We start from the raw sequence: 21,228 nt of genomic DNA, 5'->3' as shown, positions 1-21,228 counted from the left end.
AAAACGAGCGGATCCATACATTGAATATTAACGAGGGGTGAAAAAGGTTGGCAGGCCATAATGTGAACTACGGTAAACACCGTGTAAGAAGAAGTTATTCACGAATCAACGAAGTGCTGGAACTCCCGAATTTGACAGAGATACAAACAAATTCATATACATGGTTTTTAGAAGATGGACTTAGAGATATGTTTAAAGACATTTCTCCGATTGAGGACTTTTCTGGAAATCTTTCTCTGGAGTTTACAGACTACCAATTGCAAGAACCTAAATATACTGTTGACGAAGCAAGACAACATGATGCAAACTACTCTGCACCATTATATGTAAAATTGCGTTTAATCAACAAAGAAACAGGAGAAGTGAAAGAGCAAGAAGTGTTCTTTGGAGACTTCCCTCTGATGACTGAACAAGGTACCTTCATTATCAATGGTGCTGAACGTGTTATCGTTTCTCAGCTAGTCCGTTCACCTGGTGTTTATTTCAGCCCTAAAGTTGAAAAAAATGGTATGGAAGGTTTCGGTTCTACAGTAATCCCGAACCGCGGAGCTTGGTTGGAATATGAAACAGACTCAAAAGGTCTTTCAAACGTACGTATTGACCGTACGCGTAAAATTCCGTTAAGTGTACTTGTTCGTGCATTGGGCTTTGGATCAGACGATGAAATTCTTGAATTGTTTGGTGCAAATGAAAGCTTAAGAGCAACCCTTGAAAAAGATATCCACAAAAATACTGCGGACTCTCGTGTAGAAGAAGCGCTGAAAGACGTTTACGAACGTCTGCGTCCGGGCGAGCCGAAAACAGCAGATTCTTCAAGAAGTCTGTTAACGACTCGTTTCTTTGATCCTAAGCGTTATGACTTAGCACGCGTCGGCCGCTATAAAATCAACAAAAAACTAGATTTGAAAATCCGTTTGATGGGATTAACATTAGCTGAAACACTGGTTGACCCGGAAACAGGAGAATTGTTGGCAAAAGAAGGAACAGAAGTTACACGAGACGTAATGGATCATTTAGGTCCTCATCTAGACAACGGTCTAGGCGGCATCACGATTCACCCTTCAGATGAAGGGGTTGTTCCTGAACCAATCGACTTGCAAGTCATTAAAGTATACGCTCCATCTGATTCAGATCGTATTGTCAACGTGATTGGTAATGCCACTCCAGACCGTGAAGTGAAATATATACTTCCGGCAGATATGATCGCTTCAATGAGCTACTTCTTTAACCTTCAAGAAGGTATCGGCGAAACAGATGATATCGATCACTTGGGTAATCGTCGTATTCGTTCAGTTGGCGAGTTGCTGCAAAATCAATTCCGTATTGGTCTTTCCCGTATGGAACGTGTCGTTCGTGAACGTATGTCTATCCAGGATACGTCAACAACTACACCTCAACAACTTGTCAATATTCGTCCAGTTGTTGCATCAATCAAAGAATTCTTTGGTTCATCGCAACTATCGCAATTCATGGATCAGACAAACCCGCTGGGTGAGTTGACGCATAAACGTCGTCTATCTGCACTTGGACCCGGTGGTTTGACTCGTGATCGTGCTGGATATGAAGTTCGAGATGTTCACTATTCTCACTATGGCCGTATGTGCCCGATCGAAACGCCTGAGGGACCGAATATCGGATTGATCAACAGTTTGTCTACCTACGCTAAGATCAATGAATATGGATTCATTGAAACACCTTACCGTAAAGTAGATCGTGAAAACTTGCGTGTAACAGATGAGATCAGCTATCTGACTGCTGACGAAGAGGATCTATATGTCGTTGCACAAGCGAATGCCCCGCTTAATCCAGACGGTACATTTACAAATGATATCGTGCTTGCGCGTACAAAAAACAATAACGAAGAGATCGATGTAGCGAAAGTTGACTACATGGACGTTTCTCCTAAACAAGTTGTTTCTGTAGCGACTGCAAGTATTCCTTTTTTAGAAAACGATGACTCGAACCGTGCCTTGATGGGTGCCAACATGCAGCGACAAGCTGTACCGTTGATGCAGCCGGAAGCACCATTAGTCGGAACAGGTATCGAACACCTTGCTGCGCGTGACTCTGGAGCTGCAATCATTGCAAAACATGATGGAGTTGTAGAATACGTTGATGCAAAACAAGTTCGTGTCCGCAGAGAAGACGGAACCTTGGATCAATACAACATTGCTAAATTCAAACGTTCAAATGCCGGTACTTCATATAACCAGCGTGCATTAGTCAGCAAAGACGAAAAAGTAGACAAAGGGGACATCCTTGCTGATGGACCGTCTATGGAAAACGGAGAAATGGCATTAGGCCGCAACCCGCTGATCGCCTTTACAACTTTTGACGGTTATAACTTTGAAGATGCCATCATCATGAGCGAACGTCTAGTTAAAGATGACGTGTATACCTCTATTCATATTGAAGAATTTGAATCTGAAGCACGCGACACGAAACTAGGACCTGAAGAAATCACCCGTGAATTGCCTAACGTAGGGGAAGACGCATTAAAACATTTGGACGACCGCGGAATTATCCGTGTCGGTGCAGAAGTTCAAGATGGCGACATCCTAGTTGGTAAAGTAACGCCAAAAGGTGTATCAGAATTGTCTGCAGAAGAAAAACTGCTGCATGCAATCTTTGGAGAAAAAGCACGTGAAGTACGTGACACTTCTCTACGCGTACCACACGGCGGCGGCGGAATCGTACACGACGTTAAGATCTTTACGCGTGAAGCAGGCGACGAGTTATCTCCAGGGGTAAACTTCCTGGTTCGTGTATTCGTTGTTCAAAAACGTAAAATCAACGTTGGGGATAAAATGGCCGGACGTCACGGAAACAAAGGGGTTGTCTCTTTGATCCTTCCGGAAGAAGACATGCCGTTTATGCCGGACGGAACGCCAGTCGATATCATGTTGAACCCGCTGGGTGTACCATCACGTATGAATATCGGACAAGTTATTGAGTTGCATATGGGAATGGCTGCCCGCAAATTAGGTATCCACATCGCTACACCAGTATTCGATGGAGCGCATGAAGAAGATATCTGGGAAACCATCAAAGAAGCAGGAATGGACGACGATGCCAAGACAGTTTTATATGATGGCCGTACAGGTGAGCCGTTTGATAACAAAGTATCCGTAGGGGTTATGTACTATATCAAACTTGCCCACATGGTCGATGACAAACTGCATGCTCGCTCAACAGGTCCTTACTCTCTAGTAACGCAACAGCCGCTGGGTGGTAAAGCTCAGTTCGGTGGACAACGTTTTGGAGAGATGGAAGTTTGGGCACTGGAAGCATACGGTGCTGCTTATACCTTGCAAGAAATCTTGACATACAAGTCAGATGACGTCGTAGGTCGTGTGAAAACATACGAAGCGATCGTTAAAGGTGAGCCGATTCCACGTCCTGGTGTACCAGAATCCTTCCGAGTATTAGTGAAAGAACTACAGTCACTAGGATTAGACCTTAAAGTTCTGGATAAAGAAAGCATGCCGATCGATCTTCAAGATACAGATGAAGATGATGACTATGGCAATGTCGATTCTTTAGAAGAAATGAAAAAGGAACAAGACTTGAAACGTGCTGAGGAAGCAAGACAGCGCACAGAAGAAGCAGCGTTGATTGAAGTACAAGATCAAGACACAGAGTAAGCATAGACCTTACTGAAACAAACAATCAGCATGCAACGCAAGCTGAACAGTCAAGAGAAATCCGGATAGACTTTTATGTAAATCCATTTCTCTAGACTGCTCAGTTCTGCCTTGTGTGGGAGCTTTAGGGCAGCTCGACAATCTAACTAAAGGGAGGTAGCCCCTTTGATCGATGTAAATAATTTTGAAAGTATTCAAATCGGCTTAGCTTCACCGGATAAAATCCGCAGCTGGTCATTTGGAGAAGTTAAGAAACCAGAAACCATTAATTACCGTACTTTAAAACCAGAAAAAGACGGACTGTTCTGCGAAAGAATCTTTGGACCAACAAAAGATTATGAATGTTCATGCGGAAAATACAAACGTGTTCACTATAAAGGGATCGTTTGTGACCGCTGTGGCGTAGAAGTGACTAAATCAAAAGTTCGTCGTGAACGTATGGGTCACTTGGAATTAGCTGCACCAGTTACACATATCTGGTACTTCAAAGGTATTCCAAGCCGTATGGGACTTGTCTTAGACATGAGCCCGCGTGCACTAGAAGAAATCATCTACTTCGCTTCTTACGTTGTAACAGATGCGGGAGATACACCTCTTGAGAAGAAACAGCTTATGACAGAACGCGAATACCGCGAACGTCGTGCACAGTATGGCAATAACTTCCGCGCTGAAATCGGAGCAGAAGCTATCAAGACATTACTCAATGATGTTGACTTAGAAGAAGAAGTAGCAGAATTAAAAGAATTGTTACAATCCGCTACTGGACAAAAACGTACAAGAGCCGTTCGTCGTTTAGATATCCTTGAAGCGTTCCGCAACTCTGGAAACAATCCTTCATGGATGGTCATGGACGTTGTGCCGGTTATTCCTCCTGAACTTAGACCAATGGTTCAATTAGAAGGCGGACGTTTTGCAACAAGTGACTTGAATGACTTATACAGACGTGTCATCAACCGTAACAACCGTCTGAAACGTTTACTAGACTTAAATGCACCGCATATCATCGTTCAAAACGAAAAACGTATGCTGCAAGAAGCGGTAGACGCATTAGTAGACAATGGTCGCCGCGGTCGTGCTGTTACAGGACCAGGTAACCGTCCGTTAAAATCACTTTCTCACATGCTGAAAGGGAAACAAGGTCGTTTCCGTCAGAACTTGCTGGGTAAACGTGTTGACTACTCAGGACGTTCCGTTATCGTAGTTGGACCGACACTGAAAATGTATCAATGCGGTCTTCCAAAAGAAATGGCCATCGAACTATTCAAGCCTTTCGTTATGAGAGAACTTGTAGCAAGAGACATTGCCAATAACATCAAAAACGCAAAACGCAAAGTAGAGCGCATGGATGAAGAGATTTGGGGAGTTCTAGAAGACGTTATCCGTGAACACCCGGTACTTCTTAACCGAGCACCTACATTACACCGTTTGGGGATCCAAGCATTTGAGCCTATCCTAGTTGAAGGGAAAGCAATTCGTCTTCACCCGCTAGTCTGTGAAGCGTACAATGCCGATTTCGATGGGGACCAAATGGCGGTCCACGTTCCACTAAGTGACGAAGCGCAAGCAGAAGCACGTATCTTGATGCTGGGTGCACAAAACATCTTGAACCCTAAAGATGGTAAACCAGTTGTTACACCATCTCAAGATATGGTTTTAGGGAACTATTACCTGACAATGGAAGAAGCTGGACGTGAAGGAGAAGGCATGATCTTCTCAAGCACTTCAGAAGCAATCCAAGCTTACCAAAGCGGCTATGTTCACTTGCATTCACGTGTAGGAATTCATGCATCAGCTTTATCAAACAAACCATTTACTGAATGGCAAAAAGATAAATATCTGATCACAACAGTTGGGAAATTGATTTTTAACGAAATTATGCCGGCTGAATTCCCATATTTAAATGAACCAACTCAAGTGAACCTTGAAAAACAAACTCCAGATAAGTATTTCGTAGCTTACGGAACAGATATTCCGGCTCATATTAAAGAAATGGAAACCATCCAGCCGTTCAAGAAGAAAAACTTAGGAAATGTTATTGCGGAAGTCTTTAAACGATTCCATGTAACTGAAACATCTAAAATGCTGGATTTAATGAAAAACTTGGGTTACAAGTACTCAACTAAATCTGGGATTACAGTAGGGATTGCAGATATTTCTAACTTGAAAGAAAAAGAAGAAATCCTGGATAAAGCGCATCAACAAGTTGACCGTATCAACGCTTCCCACAGACGTGGTCTGATTACTGAAGAAGAACGTTATACAGCAGTAATCGATGTCTGGACGAAGACAAAAGACGTCATCCAAGAACATCTGATGACTTCACTAGATGCACAAAACAATATCTTCATGATGAGTGACTCTGGAGCTCGTGGTAACATCTCAAACTTTACGCAGCTTGCAGGTATGCGTGGATTGATGGCCGCTCCAAGTGGACGTATCATGGAATTGCCGATCACTTCCAACTTCCGTGAAGGACTATCCGTACTAGAGATGTTTATCTCTACTCACGGTGCCCGTAAAGGAATGACAGATACGGCCCTTAAAACAGCCGATTCAGGTTACTTGACTCGTCGTCTGGTAGACGTTGCACAAGATGTTATCATTCGCGAAGAAGATTGTGGAACGAAACGTGGACTGCTGGTTTCAGCAATCAAAGACGGCAACGAAGAAATCGAACCGTTTGAAGACCGTATCATCGGACGTTATGCACGTAAAACAGTTAAGCATCCAGAAACAGCAGCTGTAATCGTTGCAGAAAATGCCTTGATCACTGAAGATATTGCTAAAGAAATTATTGAAGCGGGGATTGAAGAAATCACGATTCGCTCCGTATTCAACTGTAACACCAACCACGGTGTATGTAAGAAATGTTACGGCCGAAACTTGGCGACTGGTCGCGAAGTTGAAGTCGGAGAAGCTGTTGGTACCATTGCAGCTCAATCAATCGGAGAACCTGGTACTCAGTTGACCATGCGTACATTCCATACGGGTGGGGTTGCCGGAGACGATATTACACAAGGTCTTCCTCGTGTACAAGAGATCTTCGAAGCTCGTCACCCTAAAGGGCAAGCAATGATCTCTGAAGTTGCCGGAGAAATCGTATCAATCGATGAAACACCTGCTGAGCGTACAAAAGATATTGTCGTAAAAGGTGCAACAGATACACGTACCTATACACTTCCTATCAATGCTCGCTTACGTGTTAAAGTCGGAAGCTTTATCGAACGTGGAGATGCTTTCAATGAAGGGTCTATTGATCCGAAAGAATTGCTGTCTGTAAGTAACGTCATCAAACTTCAAAACTACATGCTTCAAGAAGTGCAGTATGCATACCGAAGCCAAGGGGTAGAAATCGGCGATAAGCATATCGAAGTAATGGTTCGTCAAATGCTGCGCAAAGTCCGTATTCTTGACCCAGGTGACACAAGCATTCTTCCAGGAAGTCTGATGGACATCCACGACTTTAAAGAGCAAAATGTTTCTACTCTAATGTCTGGCGGCCTGCCAGCAACAGCTCGACCAGTTCTTCTGGGAATTACAAAAGCATCATTAGAAACGAACAGTTTCTTATCTGCTGCTTCATTCCAAGAAACGACTCGAGTACTGACAGATGCTGCGATCCGCGGTAAGAACGATCAGCTGATCGGATTGAAAGAAAATGTTATTATCGGTAAATCTATTCCAGCCGGAACAGGTATGCAGGTCTATAACAAAATGAAGCCGAAAAGTGTTGGAGTAGTCAGCGAGAATGTTTACAGTATCAATGACGAAGTAACACCATCAACAGAAAATTAATAAAGAGATAAAGCATTAAAAATAGATGGCTGAGCAGAGCGGGCAACTGTTCTGCTCAGGTTCATCTTTTTATAAAAAAGTTTTGTGAGGAATGTTGACACTCCTGATTAGACGTGGTACTATGCTATAGGTGCTTTTGTGTACAGATTCCTGTTCTAGATCGTTAAGCTCACTAGAGTCAACAGTCGTTCTGACTGGAATACAAGAGCCATTAATCTACCGCAGATAGCGGGTGGACGTTTATAAGAGCAGAACCGCAAGGGGAAGTTGTTATAAAAGGTAAATAGAGTCGCTTGCAGAAGCGATCCTTTCTTTTGCCTAAAGATGAACCACCTGGATGTGTGGGTCTAGAAAAACCAATAAATACAACAAAATACGGAAGGAGGAAACAAAAAGATGCCTACTATTAATCAATTGATCCGTAAACCTCGTAAATCAAAAGTTGAGAAATCAGAATCACCAGCATTGAACAGAGGTTACAACACTCAAAAACGTAAACAAACAACTGTATACTCTCCACAAAAACGTGGTGTTTGTACTCGTGTAGGGACAATGACTCCTAAAAAACCTAACTCTGCGTTACGTAAATATGCACGTGTTCGTTTATCAAACATGATCGAAGTAACTGCATACATCCCAGGAGAAGGACACAACCTGCAAGAACACAGTGTTGTCTTGCTTCGTGGTGGACGTGTGAAAGATTTACCGGGAGTTCGTTACCACATCGTACGTGGTGCGTTAGATACTGCTGGCGTTACTGATCGTAAACAAGGCCGTTCTAAATACGGTACTAAAAAACCTAGCTAAAGCTAGCTGAATGAAAAAATAAACTTTGAAACAATTCCCTGTGAAAGGAGGAATTTACATGCCTCGTAAAGGTCCTGTTACAAAACGTGACGTTTTACCAGATCCGATTTACAATTCTAAATTGGTTTCTCGTTTGATCAACCGCTTGATGGTTGACGGAAAACGTGGAAAAGCATCTACAATCTTATATGATGCATTTGATTCAATTAAAGAACAAACTGGAAATGATCCAATTGAAGTGTTTGAACAAGCGCTTAAAAACATCATGCCAGTTCTTGAAGTTAAAGCTCGCCGTGTTGGGGGTTCTAACTACCAAGTACCAGTAGAGGTGCGTCCTGATCGTCGTACGACTCTAGCATTGCGCTGGTTAGTAAGTTATGCTCGTCTACGTGGTGAAAAAACCATGGAAGACCGTCTAGCTAAAGAAATTATGGATGCGGCTAACAACACTGGTGCATCTGTACGTAAACGTGAAGAAATGCACCGTATGGCTGAAGCCAACAAAGCATTCGCTCACTATCGCTGGTAATCAACTTAAGGAATGTGATCAGAAGCGTTTGTTTCTATTTGATTGTAGAAACATCCTCTGCTGATTCATTCTTTTATGCTGTTATCAACAACCCTGACGATTCATACATCTGTATGGACCGAAATAATCATAGAGAGGTGTAGAGACAAGTGGCTAAAAGAAAGTTCCCTCTAAAAAGAACACGTAACATTGGTATCATGGCCCACATCGATGCGGGTAAAACGACTACTACTGAACGTATTCTTTATTATACTGGACGTATCCACAAAATTGGTGAAACGCACGAAGGTGCTTCACAAATGGACTGGATGGAACAGGAACAAGAACGTGGAATCACGATTACATCTGCGGCAACAACTGCTCAGTGGAATAACCACCGAGTAAACATCATCGATACACCTGGACACGTGGATTTTACCGTTGAGGTAGAACGTTCATTACGTGTATTAGATGGAGCTGTTGCAGTACTTGATGCACAATCTGGTGTAGAACCTCAGACAGAAACAGTTTGGCGTCAAGCTACAACTTATGGTGTACCTCGTATTGTTTTTGTTAACAAACAAGACAAATTAGGTGCTGACTTCCTTAACGCTAACCACACTTTACATGACCGCTTACAAGCTAACGCTCATCCGATCCAATTACCGATCGGTTCAGAAGATGACTTCGTTGGAATCATCGACTTAGTTAAAATGAAAGCTTTCATGTATGGTAATGACTTGGGAACTGAAATCACAGAAGAAGAGATTCCAGCAGATTACCAAGAATTAGCTGATGAATGGCACACTAAATTAGTTGAAGCTGTTGCTGAAATGGATGAAGATCTAATGATGCAATACCTTGAAGGAGAAGAAATCTCTCAAGAGCAACTAAAAGAAGGTATCCGTAAAGCAACATTGAGTGTTGAATTCTACCCTGTACTTGTTGGTTCTGCCTTCAAGAACAAAGGTGTTCAATTACTTCTTGATGCAGTTGTTGATTATCTGCCGTCTCCACTTGATGTACCTGCAATCCAGGGACACACTAAAGACAATGCAGATGAAATCATCACTCGTTCTGCAGGAGATGAGAATCCATTTGCTGCATTAGCATTTAAAGTTGCGACTGACCCTTATGTTGGACGTCTGACATTCTTCCGTGTATACTCTGGAACGCTTGAGTCTGGATCATACATCTTGAATGCAACAAAAGACTCGCGTGAACGTGTAGGTCGTATTCTGCAAATGCACGCAAACTCTCGTGAAGAGATTCCAGAAGTATTCTCTGGTGATATCGCAGCTGCTGTTGGATTGAAAGATACAACAACTGGTGACACACTATGTGCCATGGACAGCCCGGTAATCCTTGAATCAATGGAATTCCCTGAACCAGTTATCCAAGTTGCAATTGAGCCTAAATCAAAAGCAGACCAAGATAAAATGAGTATTGCACTGCAAAAACTAGCTGAAGAAGATCCTACTTTCCGTGCTGAAACTGACCACGAAACTGGTGAGACTTTAATTGCCGGAATGGGTGAATTGCACTTAGATATCATCGTTGATCGTATGAAACGTGAATTCAAAGTTGAAGCTAACGTAGGAGCTCCTCAAGTATCTTACCGTGAAACATTCACTAAACAAGTACAATCAGAAGGTAAATTTGTTCGTCAGTCTGGTGGTAAAGGACAATACGGTCACGTATGGGTCGAATTTACACCAAACGAAGAAGGAGCAGGTTTCGAATTTGAAGATGCTATCGTTGGTGGGGTTGTTCCACGTGAATACATTCCTGCAGTAAAAGCTGGACTAGAAGCTTCTCTAGAAAACGGAGTATTAGCTGGTTATCCATTAGTGGATGTTAAAGCTAAACTTTACGATGGTTCTTACCACGATGTCGACTCAAATGAAACGGCATTTAAAGTAGCTGCTTCACTTGCATTGAAAAATGCTGCTAAAAAAGCAGGTGCTGTTATTCTTGAACCGATGATGGCTGTAGAAGTTACAGTACCAGAAGACTACATGGGTGATATCATGGGTCACATCTCTGCTCGTAGAGGTAACATCGAAGGTTCAGAACAACGCGGCAACACTATGGTAATCAGAGGTACAATTCCATTGTCAGAGATGTTTGGTTATGCAACAACTCTACGTTCTGCAACTCAAGGTCGCGGAACATTTACAATGCAATTTGATCATTACGATCAAGTGCCTAAGAGCATTGCTGAAGAAATTATCAAGAAAAACGGCGGATCTGACGCAGAATAATTTTTCTGCGGTTTCGCTTAAAATAATTGATTAATAGCCAGCAAGCCGGTATAATTAACTGTGATATAATGGAATGGAAACTGAGTTTTTATTCCAATTAAACGAACACAACCTAAGGAGGAAATGTTTAAAATGGCTAAACAAAAATTTGACCGTTCAAAACAACACATGAACATTGGTACTATCGGACACGTTGACCACGGTAAAACAACTTTAACTGCTGCAATCACTACTGTATTATCTAAAAAAGGTTATGCAGAAGCACAAGCTTACGATTCAATCGATGGCGCTGCAGAAGAAAAAGAACGTGGAATCACAATCTCTACTTCTCACGTTGAGTACGAAACTGACACTCGTCACTACGCTCACGTGGACTGCCCAGGACACGCGGACTACGTTAAAAACATGATCACTGGTGCTGCTCAAATGGACGGAGCTATCTTGGTAGTTTCTGCTGCTGACGGCCCAATGCCTCAAACTCGTGAGCACATCTTGCTTTCACGTCAAGTAGGTGTTCCATACATCGTTGTTTTCCTAAACAAAGTTGATATGGTCGATGATGAAGAATTACTAGAATTAGTTGAAATGGAAGTTCGTGATCTATTATCAGAATACGAATTCCCAGGTGACGACATTCCTGTAGTTGCTGGATCTGCACTTAAAGCTCTAGAAGGCGACGAAGCTTACGAGCAAAAAATTCTAGACTTAATGGATGAAGTTGATAACTACATCCCAGCTCCAGAACGCAGCTCAGACAAACCATTCATGATGCCAGTTGAGGACGTATTCTCAATCACTGGTCGTGGTACGGTTGCAACTGGTCGTGTTGAAGCTGGTCAAGTATCAGTTGGAGACGAAGTTGAAGTTATCGGTATCAAAGATACTGCTAAAACAACTGTAACTGGTGTTGAAATGTTCCGTAAATTGTTAGACTACGCTGAAGCGGGAGATAACATTGGAGCTCTTTTACGTGGTATGTCACGTGATGACATCGAGCGTGGACAAGTTCTAGCTAAACCAGGTTCAATTACTCCGCATACTAAATTTGATGCAGAAGTATATGTTCTTTCAAAAGAAGAGGGTGGACGTCACACTCCATTCTTCTCAAACTACCGTCCTCAATTCTTCTTCCGTACAACTGATGTTACTGGAGTAATCGAATTGAACGAAGGTACTGAAATGGTTATGCCTGGCGACAACACTACTATGACAGTTAGCCTTATTGCACCAATCGCTGTTGAAGACGGAACTAAATTCACTATCCGTGAAGGTGGCCGTACTGTAGGAGCTGGCGTTGTAACTAAAGTTATAGAATAATCTTATTCTTAACTAAACAACCCTTATAAAATTTCAAGCGCAACTTTGAGAGTCTCTCTCGAAGTTGCGCTTTTTTTTATGTTGAAATATAAGAAAATCCTTTATGAACTGAATCTGATTATAAAATACTATTACTTCATTGATAATCTAGATTGATGATCTGAGTGCTGAAAAGGCAAACTGATTAGAAAGACAAACGAGTAAGCAGTGAATAGGTCACTTATAGAAAAAGGTTAAAAAATGAAGTATATTAATATAGAAGAAACTCGATTATCAATTCCTAGATTTATATATAGAAGCTTGATCTATCAATAAAATACCAAGTATGTAAGGCGACAAAAGGATAAGTAAAAAAGATACAACTTTTTTGGAAAATAAATCTAAAAACACTTGAAATTTATATGGATTGTCTGTATACTTGTAAAAGTGTCTGCGAGAGGCATTCTCTTTGTGTGCGAGCATAATTGCAGTGCATAGAGAGCGGCAACTTCAGATCCAAGGCGTTGAAGCGAGAGGTTGCGACACACCCGGATGCATTGCCATGGAGGGTGAGTTGGTTAAATTTTCGTGGAGCTAGGTTTATTTCTTAAATAAGCGAAGGAGGGAAAATCATGGCAAAACAAAAGATTCGTATTCGTTTGAAAGCATATGAACACCGTGTGCTTGATCAATCTGCTGACAAAATCGTAGAAACGGCAAAAAGAACTGGGGCAACTGTTTCAGGTCCGATCCCGCTACCTACTGAACGTAAATTATACACAATTATTCGTTCACCACATAAATACAAAGATTCACGTGAGCAATTTGAAATGCGTACACACAAACGTCTAGTTGACATTGTGAATCCAACACCTAAAACAGTTGATGCTTTAACTAAGCTTGACTTACCATCAGGTGTAGACATTGAAATTAAATTATAATACTAAAAAAATCATATAACGGAGGTGTACTCATGACCAAAGGAATCTTAGGAAGAAAAGTCGGAATGACTCAAATCTTCAGCGAAACAGGAGAATTAATTCCTGTAACAGTAATCGAAGCAGCTCCTAACGTTGTTTTACAAGTTAAAACAGTTGAAACTGACGGCTATAACGCAGTTCAAGTAGGATTCGATGACAAACGCGAAGTATTGTCAAACAAACCCGCACAAGGTCATGTTAAGAAAGCTAACACGACTCCTAAGCGCTTCATTAAAGAAATACGAGATGCTGAGCTTGGAGATGTCGAAGTTGGAAACGAAATTAAAGTAGATACATTTGCAGAAGGCGACATTGTAGATGTAACAGGGACTTCAAAAGGTAAAGGATTCCAGGGTGTTATTAAACGCCATGGACAATCTCGTGGGCCAGAAACTCACGGATCTCGTTATCACCGTCGTCCTGGTTCAATGGGTGGCGCATCTGATCCTTCACGTGTATTCCCAGGTAAAAAACTTGCTGGACGTATGGGTGGAGACCAAGTGACTGTACAAAACCTTGAAATCGTACGCGTTGACGCTGAGCGTAACGTAATCTTGATTAAAGGTAATGTTCCAGGCGCTAAAAAATCATTGATCCAAATCCAATCTGCGCTTAAAGCAGGCAACAAATAATAGAGTAGGAAGGGAGGACAAGCAGAATGCCAACTGTAGCGTTATACAAACAAGATGGAACGCAAAATGGTGAAGTAACATTAAATGATGCAATCTTTGGTATTGAACCAAATGAAAGTGTCGTGTTTGATGCGATCACTATGCAACGCGCTTCTTTAAGACAAGGAACACACGCGGTTAAAAACCGTAGTGCAGTACGCGGCGGAGGACGTAAACCGTGGCGTCAAAAAGGAACTGGACGTGCTCGTCAAGGGTCTATCCGTTCACCACAATGGCGTGGAGGTGGTACAGTCTTCGGACCGACACCACGTTCATACAGCTATAAATTACCGAAAAAAGTTCGTCGTTTAGCAATCAAATCTGTACTATCAACTAAAGTGATAGATCAAGAATTGGTCGTAGTAGATGGTTTGAACTTTGAATCACCAAAAACTAAAGAGTTCAGAGCTGTTTTAACAAACTTAGACGCTGGTAACAAAGTCTTAGTCGTGTTAGAAAACGAGAATGAATTTGCAGCGTTGTCAGCACGCAACCTTCCAGGCGTAAAAGTTGTTGCACCAAACAACGTTTCTGTACTGGACGTCGTTGCTCATGACAAGCTAATCGTAACGAAGGCTGCTCTGGAAAAAGTAGAGGAGGCACTTCAATAATGAATGCACGTGACGTAATTTTACGCCCGATCATCACTGAAGCTTCTATGTATGCAATGGACGACAAAAAGTATACATTCGAAGTTGATGTTCGCGCCAAAAAAACTACAGTTAAACAAGCAATCGAAGAAATCTTCGACGTTAAAGTTAAAAAAGTAAACATCCTTAACACTGCTCGTAAACCAAAACGTATGGGTCGTTACATGGGATACACTAAAAAACGCCGTAAAGCGATCGTTACTTTAACAGCTGATTCGAACGACATTACAATCTTCGGAGAAGACGACGAATAATCTGCTCACTTTCTAGAAAAGTGAGTTTCTCTTAGTCCGCAGGAGCGGACTTATTACATGACTATCACAAGGAGGGAAATAACGTGGCGATTAAAAAGTACAAACCTACCTCAAACGGACGTCGTAATATGACTGCGTCAGATTTCGCAGAAATTACAACAAGTACACCTGAAAAGAGTTTGCTTGCTCCAAGCCCTAAACGTGCGGGACGTAACAACAAAGGTAGAATCACAGTCCGTCATCAAGGCGGAGGCCACAAGCAAAGATACCGTATCATCGATTTCAAACGTCAAAAAGACGGCGTTCGCGGTATTGTAAAAACAGTTGAGTATGATCCGAACCGCTCAGCAAACATTGCACTAATCCAATATGAAGATGGAATTAAAACTTATATTTTAGCTCCTAAAGGTATTACAGTAGGACAAGACATTATGTCAGGTGAAGATGCAGATATCAAAACTGGTAATGCACTTCCACTAGCAAACATTCCTGTCGGTACAGTAATCCACAATATTGAATTGAAACCTGGTAAAGGTGGACAATTAGCTCGTTCAGCTGGTACATCAGCTCAGATCCTTGGTAAAGAAGGCAAGTACGTATTAGTACGCCTAAGATCAGGAGAAAGCCGTTTGATCCTAGCTAGCTGCCGCGCAACAATCGGTTCTGTTGGTAATGAACAACACGAATTGATCAACGTTGGTAAAGCAGGACGCAGCCGTTGGAAAGGTAAACGCCCAACTGTACGTGGATCTGTAATGAACCCGAACGATCACCCACACGGTGGTGGTGAAGGTAGAGCTCCAATCGGACGTCCAAGTCCAATGACACCATGGGGTAAACCAACTCTTGGTAAGAAAACACGTAAAGGTAAGAATCGTTCAGATAAACTTATCGTTCGTAGCCGTAAAAATAAAAAATAAACACTAAAAATGTAAAAACACAGGATTTCCCTGGAAGGAGGGCAATACATGAGCCGTAGTTTGAAAAAGGGACCTTTTGTCGATGCTCATTTGATGAAAAAAGTTCGTGAACTTGGTGAAGACAACAAACGTGTTATCAAAACATGGTCACGTCGCTCAACGATCTTCCCGAACTTTGTAGGTCACACCATTGCCGTATATGATGGAAGAAAACACGTACCAGTCTTTGTTCAAGAAGACATGGTTGGTCACAAACTAGGTGAGTTTGCACCAACAAGAACATACCGTGGACACGGTAAAGACGACCGCACAACTAGACGTTAGTAGCGAAGGGAGGAAATTACAATGGCAGAAACAGTAACAGCTGCAAAAGCAACTGCTCGTACAGTTCGTATTGCTCCTCGTAAGGCTAGATTAGTCGTTGATACGATTCGAGGAAAAAGCGCTGCAGAAGCTATTTCTATCCTTCGCTTCACGAACAGAGGCGCATCAGAAGCGGTAGAAAAAGTTTTAATGTCAGCAATTGCGAACGCTGAACATAACTATGATATGGATATTGAAGAATTAGTTGTAAGCGAAGCCTATGTCAACGAAGGAGCAACTCTGAAAAGATTCCGTCCTCGTGCGAAAGGTGCAGCTTCAAGAATCAACAAACGTACAAGCCACATCACTGTAGTGGTATCAGAGAAGAAGGAGGGGTAATCTGTGGGACAAAAAATAAACCCTAATGGAATGCGTGTCGGCGTTATCCGCGATTGGGACGCTAAATGGTATGCAGATAAAGACTTTGCAGATACATTGCTTGAAGACATCGCAGTCCGCGAATTTATTGCAGACAGATTAAGCACAGCTTCAGTTTCACGTGTTGAAATCGAACGTGCAGCAAACAGAATCAACTTATCTATTCATACTGCTAAACCAGGAATGGTTATTGGTAAAGGTGGATCAGAAGTTGATGCACTAAGAAATAAATTGAACAGTATGACTGGCAAACGTGTTCACGTCAATATTGTTGAAGTTAAGAGACCAGATATGGATGCTACATTAGTAGCTAAAAGTATCGCTGAACAACTTGAAAACCGTATTTCATTCCGTCGTGCTCAGAAACAAGCAATCCAACGCACAATGCGTTCTGGCGCTAAAGGAATCCGTACGATGGTTTCAGGTCGTTTAAACGGAGCAGACATGGCCCGTAACGAAAGTTTTTCTGAAGGAACAGTTCCATTGCACACTATCCGTGCTGATATCGATTTTGCAAACGAAGAAGCTAACACAACTTACGGTAAAATCGGCGTTAAAGTATGGATCTACAAAGGAGAAGTTCTTCCAACAGTAACAGAGAACAAGAAAGGAGGAAAATAATCGATGTTAGTACCAAAACGTGTAAAACACCGTCGTGAGTTCCGTGGTAAAATGCGAGGCGAAGCGAAAGGTGGAAAAGAAATTGCTTACGGTCAATATGGCTTGCAAGCAGTTGATTCTGTATGGATCACAAGTCGTCAAATCGAATCTGCTCGTATCGCTATGACACGTTACATGAAACGTGGTGGGAAAGTATGGATTAAAATCTTCCCGCACAAACCTGTGTCAGCTAAAGCAATTGGTGTTCGTATGGGTTCTGGTAAAGGAGCTCCTGAGAGCTGGGTAGCACCGGTTAAACGTGGTAAAATCATGTTTGAAATCGGCGGCGTATCTGAGGAAGTAGCTCGCGAAGCATTGCGTTTGGCTTCACACAAACTGCCTGTTAAAACTAAGGTAGTAACTCGTGAAGAAAGTGGTGACTCACATGAAGGCTAATGAATTAAAAGGCTTATCCACTACTGAATTATTAGGAAAAGAAGCAGAATACAAAGAAGAACTATTTAACTTGCGCTTTCAGTTAGCTACAGGACAACTAGAAAATACAGCGCGTATTAAAGAAGTCCGTAAAAATATTGCACGTGTGAAAACAGTTTTGCGTCAAGCTGAACTCGTTAAGTAAGACCGTGCTGATCTGTATTCAAAGGAGGCTGGAAAATGGCTGAACGTAACGAACGTAAAGTGTATCAAGGGAAAGTTGTTTCTGACAAGATGGATAAGACAATCGTTGTCGAAATCGCGACTCAAAGACAACACCGTAAATACCAAAAACGTATGAAATACTCAACAAAATTCAAAGCTCATGACGAAAACAATGTTGCTAAAACAGGTGATGTCGTTAGAATCATGGAAACTCGTCCATTATCTAAAGACAAACGATTCCGTTTGCTTGAAGTGGTTGAAGAAGCAGTAATCTTATAAAAGAAAATATGTGTAAGCCAAAGGCTGCACAGCGAAGAGACATCTCTTCGTGAGGTTGAAAGGAGGATCCTAACGTGATTCAAACAGAAAGTCGAATGAAAGTCGCTGACAACTCTGGTGCGCGTGAAGTACTTGTTATCAAAGTATTAGGCGGATCAGGTGCTAAGACTGCAAACATCGGTGATGAAGTGGTTGTTACAGTTAAACAAGCAACACCAGGCGGCGTTGTTAAAAAAGGTGAAGTTGTTCGTGCGGTTATTGTACGTACAAAATCAGGAGCTCGTCGTGTAGACGGTTCATATATTAAATTTGACGAAAATGCTTGTGTTATTATTCGTGAAGACAAAGCACCACGTGGAACACGTATCTTCGGACCAGTTGCTCGTGAATTACGTGAGAATGACTTTATGAGAATTGTTTCGTTAGCTCCGGAAGTTCTTTAATTCCGACAAATGTCATAAGGAGGTGCGCTAGAGAATGTTTGTAAAAACAGGAGATAAAGTTAAAGTATTAGCTGGTAAAGACAAAGGGAAACAAGGTACGATCTTGAAAGCTTTACCTAAACAAAATAAAGTAGTCGTTGAAGGCATCAACATCATGAAAAAACATACCCGTCCTACAGGTATGGGCCAAGAAGGCGGAATCGTAGAAACTGAAGCACCTATTCACGTTTCTAACGTTCAATTGATTGATCCTAAAACAGATGAACCTACAAGAGTAGGCTATAAATTCGAAGATGGTAAAAAAGTACGTTACGCTAAGAAATCTGGCGAAACACTTTAATAAAGTAGGAAAGGAGGGCATTCATAAATGACACGCCTTAAAGAAAAATATCTAAATGATGTTCAACCATCATTAGTAGAAAAATTTGAGTACAGTTCAGTTATGCAAGCACCAAAAGTGGACAAGATCGTCTTGAACATGGGTGTTGGTGACGCTGTATCAAACACTAAAAACCTTGATAAAGCAGTAGAAGAATTAACAATGATTTCGGGACAAAAACCTGTTGTCACTCGTGCTAAAAAATCTATCGCAAGCTTCCGTTTACGTGAAGGTATGCCAATTGGTACTAAAGTAACGTTACGCGGTGATCGTATGTATGATTTCTTAGACAAATTAGTAACTGTTTCACTACCTCGTGTACGTGACTTCCGTGGAGTCAGCAAAAATGCTTTCGACGGACGCGGCAACTATACGTTAGGTGTTAAAGAGCAGCTAATCTTCCCTGAGATCGACTATGATGATGTAGATAAAGTTCGCGGAATGGACATCGTTATCGTAACAACTGCGAATACTGATGAAGAAGCACGTGAATTACTTGGACAATTGGGAATGCCGTTCCAAAAATAACCTTGACACCTTATTAGGAGGGAAAATGTAGAAATGGCTAAAAAAGCAATGATTGAAAAAAACAAAAAACCAGCCAAGTTTTCAACTCAAGAGTATACTCGCTGTGAACGTTGTGGACGCCCGCATTCAGTATATCAACAATTTAAATTATGCCGTATCTGCTTGCGTGAGCTAGCTTATAAAGGGCAAATCCCAGGCTTGAAAAAAGCAAGCTGGTAAAAAACAGAAAACTTGCCATAAAGGAGGATATATCGAATGGTCATGACAGATCCTATCGCAGATTTTCTAACTCGTGTGCGTAATGCAAACAACGCTCGTCACACTAAAGTAGAAATCCCTGCTTCAAATTTAAAAAAAGGTATGGCCGAAATCCTGAAAAGTGAAGGATTCGTTAAAGATGTCGAATTCGTAGAAGACGACAAACAAGGAATCGTTCGTATTTTCTTGAAATACGGTCAAAATGACGAACGTGTCATTACTGGCGTTAAACGTATCTCTAAACCAGGATTGCGTGTTTATGCTAAAGCAGAAGAAATGCCTAAAGTATTGAACGGATTAGGAATCGCGCTTGTTTCAACATCTGAAGGTGTTGTAACAGATAAAGTTGCTCGTTCTAAAAATATCGGAGGAGAAGTCCTCGCTTACGTTTGGTAATCAATGATAAAGATGAAGGAGGTGCCGTACTGTGAGCCGTATCGGAAATAAACCTATTACTATTCCAGAAGGTGTAGAAGTTAACCTTAACGGAACAGAAATTACAGTTAAAGGGAAAAATGGCGAATTAACTCGTACATTGAGCCCAGTAATCAAAATCAATATTGAAGATAATGAAATGACGTTTACTAGACCTGACGAATCAAAAGCTAGCCGTACTATCCATGGAACAACACGCGCTGTTGTAAACAACATGGTGGTTGGAGTTACTGAAGGATTCCAAAAAACACTTGAATTGATCGGTGTTGGTTACCGTGCACAATTGCAAGGTAACAAATTGGTCATGAACGTTGGTCTTTCTCACCCAGTAGAATTCGAACCAATCGAAGGATTGACTGTTGAAGTACCATCTAATACAGTCGTTACTGTTAAAGGGGCAAGCAAAGAAAAAGTTGGCGCTTTAGCTGCCAACATCAGAGCGATCCGCCCACCTGAGCCTTACAAAGGTAAAGGAGTTCGTTACCAAGGTGAACACGTTCGCCGTAAAGAAGGTAAAACAGGTAAATAATAATGCATTCAAGTCGAACTTAATGAAAATAGCTTTGCTGCAGAACCGAGCGCTTATCACTGATAAGATCTCAGCTGTCTGCCGTACGCTTTTCTTACCATTCCTGAACGATCAGTCGTTTCAGAAATACTGTGTTCGACTTCACTTTGCGTTAAATAAACAATTAAGTTATACTCAACAAGATTTGAGTAATAAAATGATAAAGAGGTGACAATTGTGATTTCAAAACCAGATAAAAACAAATTACGTCAAAAGAGACATAAACGTGTCCGTAGAAATCTTTCTGGTACTGCAGAGCGCCCGCGTTTGAACGTATTCCGTTCTAATAAAAACATCTACGCTCAAGTAATTGATGATGTAGAGGGTGTAACGCTCGCAAGTGCATCTACCTTAGATACTGATGTTTCAGGTGACTCTAAAGTTGATCAAGCTGCAGCTGTTGGTGCTTTAGTTGCTAAACGTGCAAGCGAAAAAGGTATTACTGAAGTAGTATTTGACCGTGGTGGATACCAATATCATGGCCGTGTTAAAGCATTAGCTGACGCAGCACGTGAAAACGGACTAACATTCTAGAGTAAAGGAGGAAT

Annotated in this window: 24 protein-coding genes; all 24 read left to right on the top strand. The window is 41.7% G+C overall.

Features of this window, described 5'->3' with window-relative positions; genetic code table 11:
• Positions 1 to 47 precede the first annotated feature (47 nt).
• The 24 genes from rpoB (at position 48) to rplR (ending at position 21,214) form a co-directional block, all read left to right on the top strand.
• Positions 48 to 3,644 (top strand): DNA-directed RNA polymerase subunit beta, encoded by a 3,597-nt coding sequence (gene rpoB / locus B6F02_RS10755; protein ID WP_080147341.1) that lies wholly within the window; start codon positions 48 to 50, stop codon positions 3,642 to 3,644.
• Between the two features lie 165 nt (positions 3,645 to 3,809).
• The gene (rpoC, locus tag B6F02_RS10750; protein WP_080147340.1) at positions 3,810 to 7,439 is read left to right on the top strand and encodes a DNA-directed RNA polymerase subunit beta'; all 3,630 of its coding nucleotides are present in this window, start codon (positions 3,810 to 3,812) and stop codon (positions 7,437 to 7,439) included.
• A gap of 396 nt (positions 7,440 to 7,835) precedes the next feature.
• A complete protein-coding gene (gene rpsL / locus B6F02_RS10745; protein WP_080147339.1) occupies positions 7,836 to 8,246 on the top strand; it encodes a 30S ribosomal protein S12 in 411 nt (136 codons plus the stop codon).
• Between the two features lie 58 nt (positions 8,247 to 8,304).
• Positions 8,305 to 8,775, top strand: coding sequence for a 30S ribosomal protein S7 (rpsG, locus tag B6F02_RS10740; RefSeq protein WP_080147338.1), 471 nt, complete (start codon positions 8,305 to 8,307; stop codon positions 8,773 to 8,775).
• A 149-nt stretch (positions 8,776 to 8,924) separates the two neighbouring features.
• Positions 8,925 to 11,018 carry an elongation factor G gene (gene fusA, locus B6F02_RS10735; RefSeq protein WP_080147337.1) on the top strand — a complete coding sequence of 698 codons (2,094 nt, stop codon included), beginning with the start codon at positions 8,925 to 8,927 and terminating at the stop codon, positions 11,016 to 11,018.
• Between the two features lie 132 nt (positions 11,019 to 11,150).
• The gene (gene tuf, locus B6F02_RS10730; protein ID WP_080147336.1) at positions 11,151 to 12,335 is read left to right on the top strand and encodes an elongation factor Tu; all 1,185 of its coding nucleotides are present in this window, start codon (positions 11,151 to 11,153) and stop codon (positions 12,333 to 12,335) included.
• A 611-nt stretch (positions 12,336 to 12,946) separates the two neighbouring features.
• On the top strand, positions 12,947 to 13,255 hold the full coding sequence (rpsJ, locus tag B6F02_RS10725) for a 30S ribosomal protein S10 (RefSeq protein WP_080147335.1): 309 nt from the start codon (positions 12,947 to 12,949) through the stop codon (positions 13,253 to 13,255).
• A gap of 32 nt (positions 13,256 to 13,287) precedes the next feature.
• Positions 13,288 to 13,926, top strand: coding sequence for a 50S ribosomal protein L3 (gene rplC / locus B6F02_RS10720; RefSeq protein ID WP_080147334.1), 639 nt, complete (start codon positions 13,288 to 13,290; stop codon positions 13,924 to 13,926).
• Positions 13,927 to 13,952: 26 nt separating this feature from the next.
• Positions 13,953 to 14,576 carry a 50S ribosomal protein L4 gene (rplD, locus tag B6F02_RS10715; protein WP_080147333.1) on the top strand — a complete coding sequence of 208 codons (624 nt, stop codon included), beginning with the start codon at positions 13,953 to 13,955 and terminating at the stop codon, positions 14,574 to 14,576.
• Positions 14,576 to 14,869, top strand: coding sequence for a 50S ribosomal protein L23 (gene rplW / locus B6F02_RS10710; protein ID WP_080147332.1), 294 nt, complete (start codon positions 14,576 to 14,578; stop codon positions 14,867 to 14,869). Before rplD ends, rplW begins: the two co-directional genes overlap by 1 nt.
• Positions 14,870 to 14,952: 83 nt before the next feature.
• Complete coding sequence (gene rplB, locus B6F02_RS10705; protein ID WP_080147331.1) at positions 14,953 to 15,789, top strand: 50S ribosomal protein L2; 837 nt, start codon at positions 14,953 to 14,955, stop codon at positions 15,787 to 15,789.
• Positions 15,790 to 15,837: 48 nt separating this feature from the next.
• Positions 15,838 to 16,113: a 30S ribosomal protein S19 gene (rpsS, locus tag B6F02_RS10700; protein WP_080147330.1), complete on the top strand. Its 276-nt coding sequence runs from the start codon at positions 15,838 to 15,840 to the stop codon at positions 16,111 to 16,113.
• A gap of 21 nt (positions 16,114 to 16,134) precedes the next feature.
• Complete coding sequence (gene rplV, locus B6F02_RS10695; RefSeq protein WP_080147329.1) at positions 16,135 to 16,491, top strand: 50S ribosomal protein L22; 357 nt, start codon at positions 16,135 to 16,137, stop codon at positions 16,489 to 16,491.
• A gap of 3 nt (positions 16,492 to 16,494) precedes the next feature.
• Positions 16,495 to 17,151 (top strand): 30S ribosomal protein S3, encoded by a 657-nt coding sequence (rpsC, locus tag B6F02_RS10690; RefSeq protein WP_080147328.1) that lies wholly within the window; start codon positions 16,495 to 16,497, stop codon positions 17,149 to 17,151.
• 3 nt (positions 17,152 to 17,154) lie between these two features.
• The gene (rplP, locus tag B6F02_RS10685; RefSeq protein WP_080147327.1) at positions 17,155 to 17,586 is read left to right on the top strand and encodes a 50S ribosomal protein L16; all 432 of its coding nucleotides are present in this window, start codon (positions 17,155 to 17,157) and stop codon (positions 17,584 to 17,586) included.
• Positions 17,576 to 17,770, top strand: coding sequence for a 50S ribosomal protein L29 (rpmC, locus tag B6F02_RS10680; RefSeq protein ID WP_080147326.1), 195 nt, complete (start codon positions 17,576 to 17,578; stop codon positions 17,768 to 17,770). The genes rplP and rpmC overlap by 11 nt, the downstream gene beginning before the upstream one ends.
• A gap of 35 nt (positions 17,771 to 17,805) precedes the next feature.
• Positions 17,806 to 18,069, top strand: coding sequence for a 30S ribosomal protein S17 (rpsQ, locus tag B6F02_RS10675; RefSeq protein ID WP_080147325.1), 264 nt, complete (start codon positions 17,806 to 17,808; stop codon positions 18,067 to 18,069).
• Positions 18,070 to 18,143: 74 nt separating this feature from the next.
• Complete coding sequence (rplN, locus tag B6F02_RS10670; RefSeq protein WP_080147324.1) at positions 18,144 to 18,512, top strand: 50S ribosomal protein L14; 369 nt, start codon at positions 18,144 to 18,146, stop codon at positions 18,510 to 18,512.
• Between the two features lie 34 nt (positions 18,513 to 18,546).
• The gene (gene rplX / locus B6F02_RS10665) at positions 18,547 to 18,852 is read left to right on the top strand and encodes a 50S ribosomal protein L24 (RefSeq protein ID WP_080147323.1); all 306 of its coding nucleotides are present in this window, start codon (positions 18,547 to 18,549) and stop codon (positions 18,850 to 18,852) included.
• A gap of 27 nt (positions 18,853 to 18,879) precedes the next feature.
• Positions 18,880 to 19,419: a 50S ribosomal protein L5 gene (gene rplE / locus B6F02_RS10660; RefSeq protein WP_080147322.1), complete on the top strand. Its 540-nt coding sequence runs from the start codon at positions 18,880 to 18,882 to the stop codon at positions 19,417 to 19,419.
• 33 nt (positions 19,420 to 19,452) lie between these two features.
• Complete coding sequence (locus B6F02_RS10655; protein ID WP_080147321.1) at positions 19,453 to 19,638, top strand: type Z 30S ribosomal protein S14; 186 nt, start codon at positions 19,453 to 19,455, stop codon at positions 19,636 to 19,638.
• A gap of 36 nt (positions 19,639 to 19,674) precedes the next feature.
• Positions 19,675 to 20,073: a 30S ribosomal protein S8 gene (gene rpsH / locus B6F02_RS10650; protein ID WP_080147320.1), complete on the top strand. Its 399-nt coding sequence runs from the start codon at positions 19,675 to 19,677 to the stop codon at positions 20,071 to 20,073.
• 31 nt (positions 20,074 to 20,104) lie between these two features.
• The gene (rplF, locus tag B6F02_RS10645) at positions 20,105 to 20,641 is read left to right on the top strand and encodes a 50S ribosomal protein L6 (protein ID WP_080147319.1); all 537 of its coding nucleotides are present in this window, start codon (positions 20,105 to 20,107) and stop codon (positions 20,639 to 20,641) included.
• Positions 20,642 to 20,848: 207 nt separating this feature from the next.
• Positions 20,849 to 21,214, top strand: a complete 366-nt coding sequence (gene rplR, locus B6F02_RS10635; RefSeq protein WP_080147317.1) for a 50S ribosomal protein L18 — start codon at positions 20,849 to 20,851, stop codon at positions 21,212 to 21,214.
• The last annotated feature ends 14 nt before the right edge of the window (positions 21,215 to 21,228 follow it).

Origin of the sequence: Marinilactibacillus piezotolerans, from assembly GCF_900169305.1 — a bacterium.
Lineage (GTDB): Bacteria > Bacillota > Bacilli > Lactobacillales > Carnobacteriaceae_A > Marinilactibacillus > Marinilactibacillus piezotolerans_A.
The sequence above is the reverse complement of the archived record's forward strand: the minus strand, read 5'-3'. Positions and strand labels throughout refer to the sequence as shown.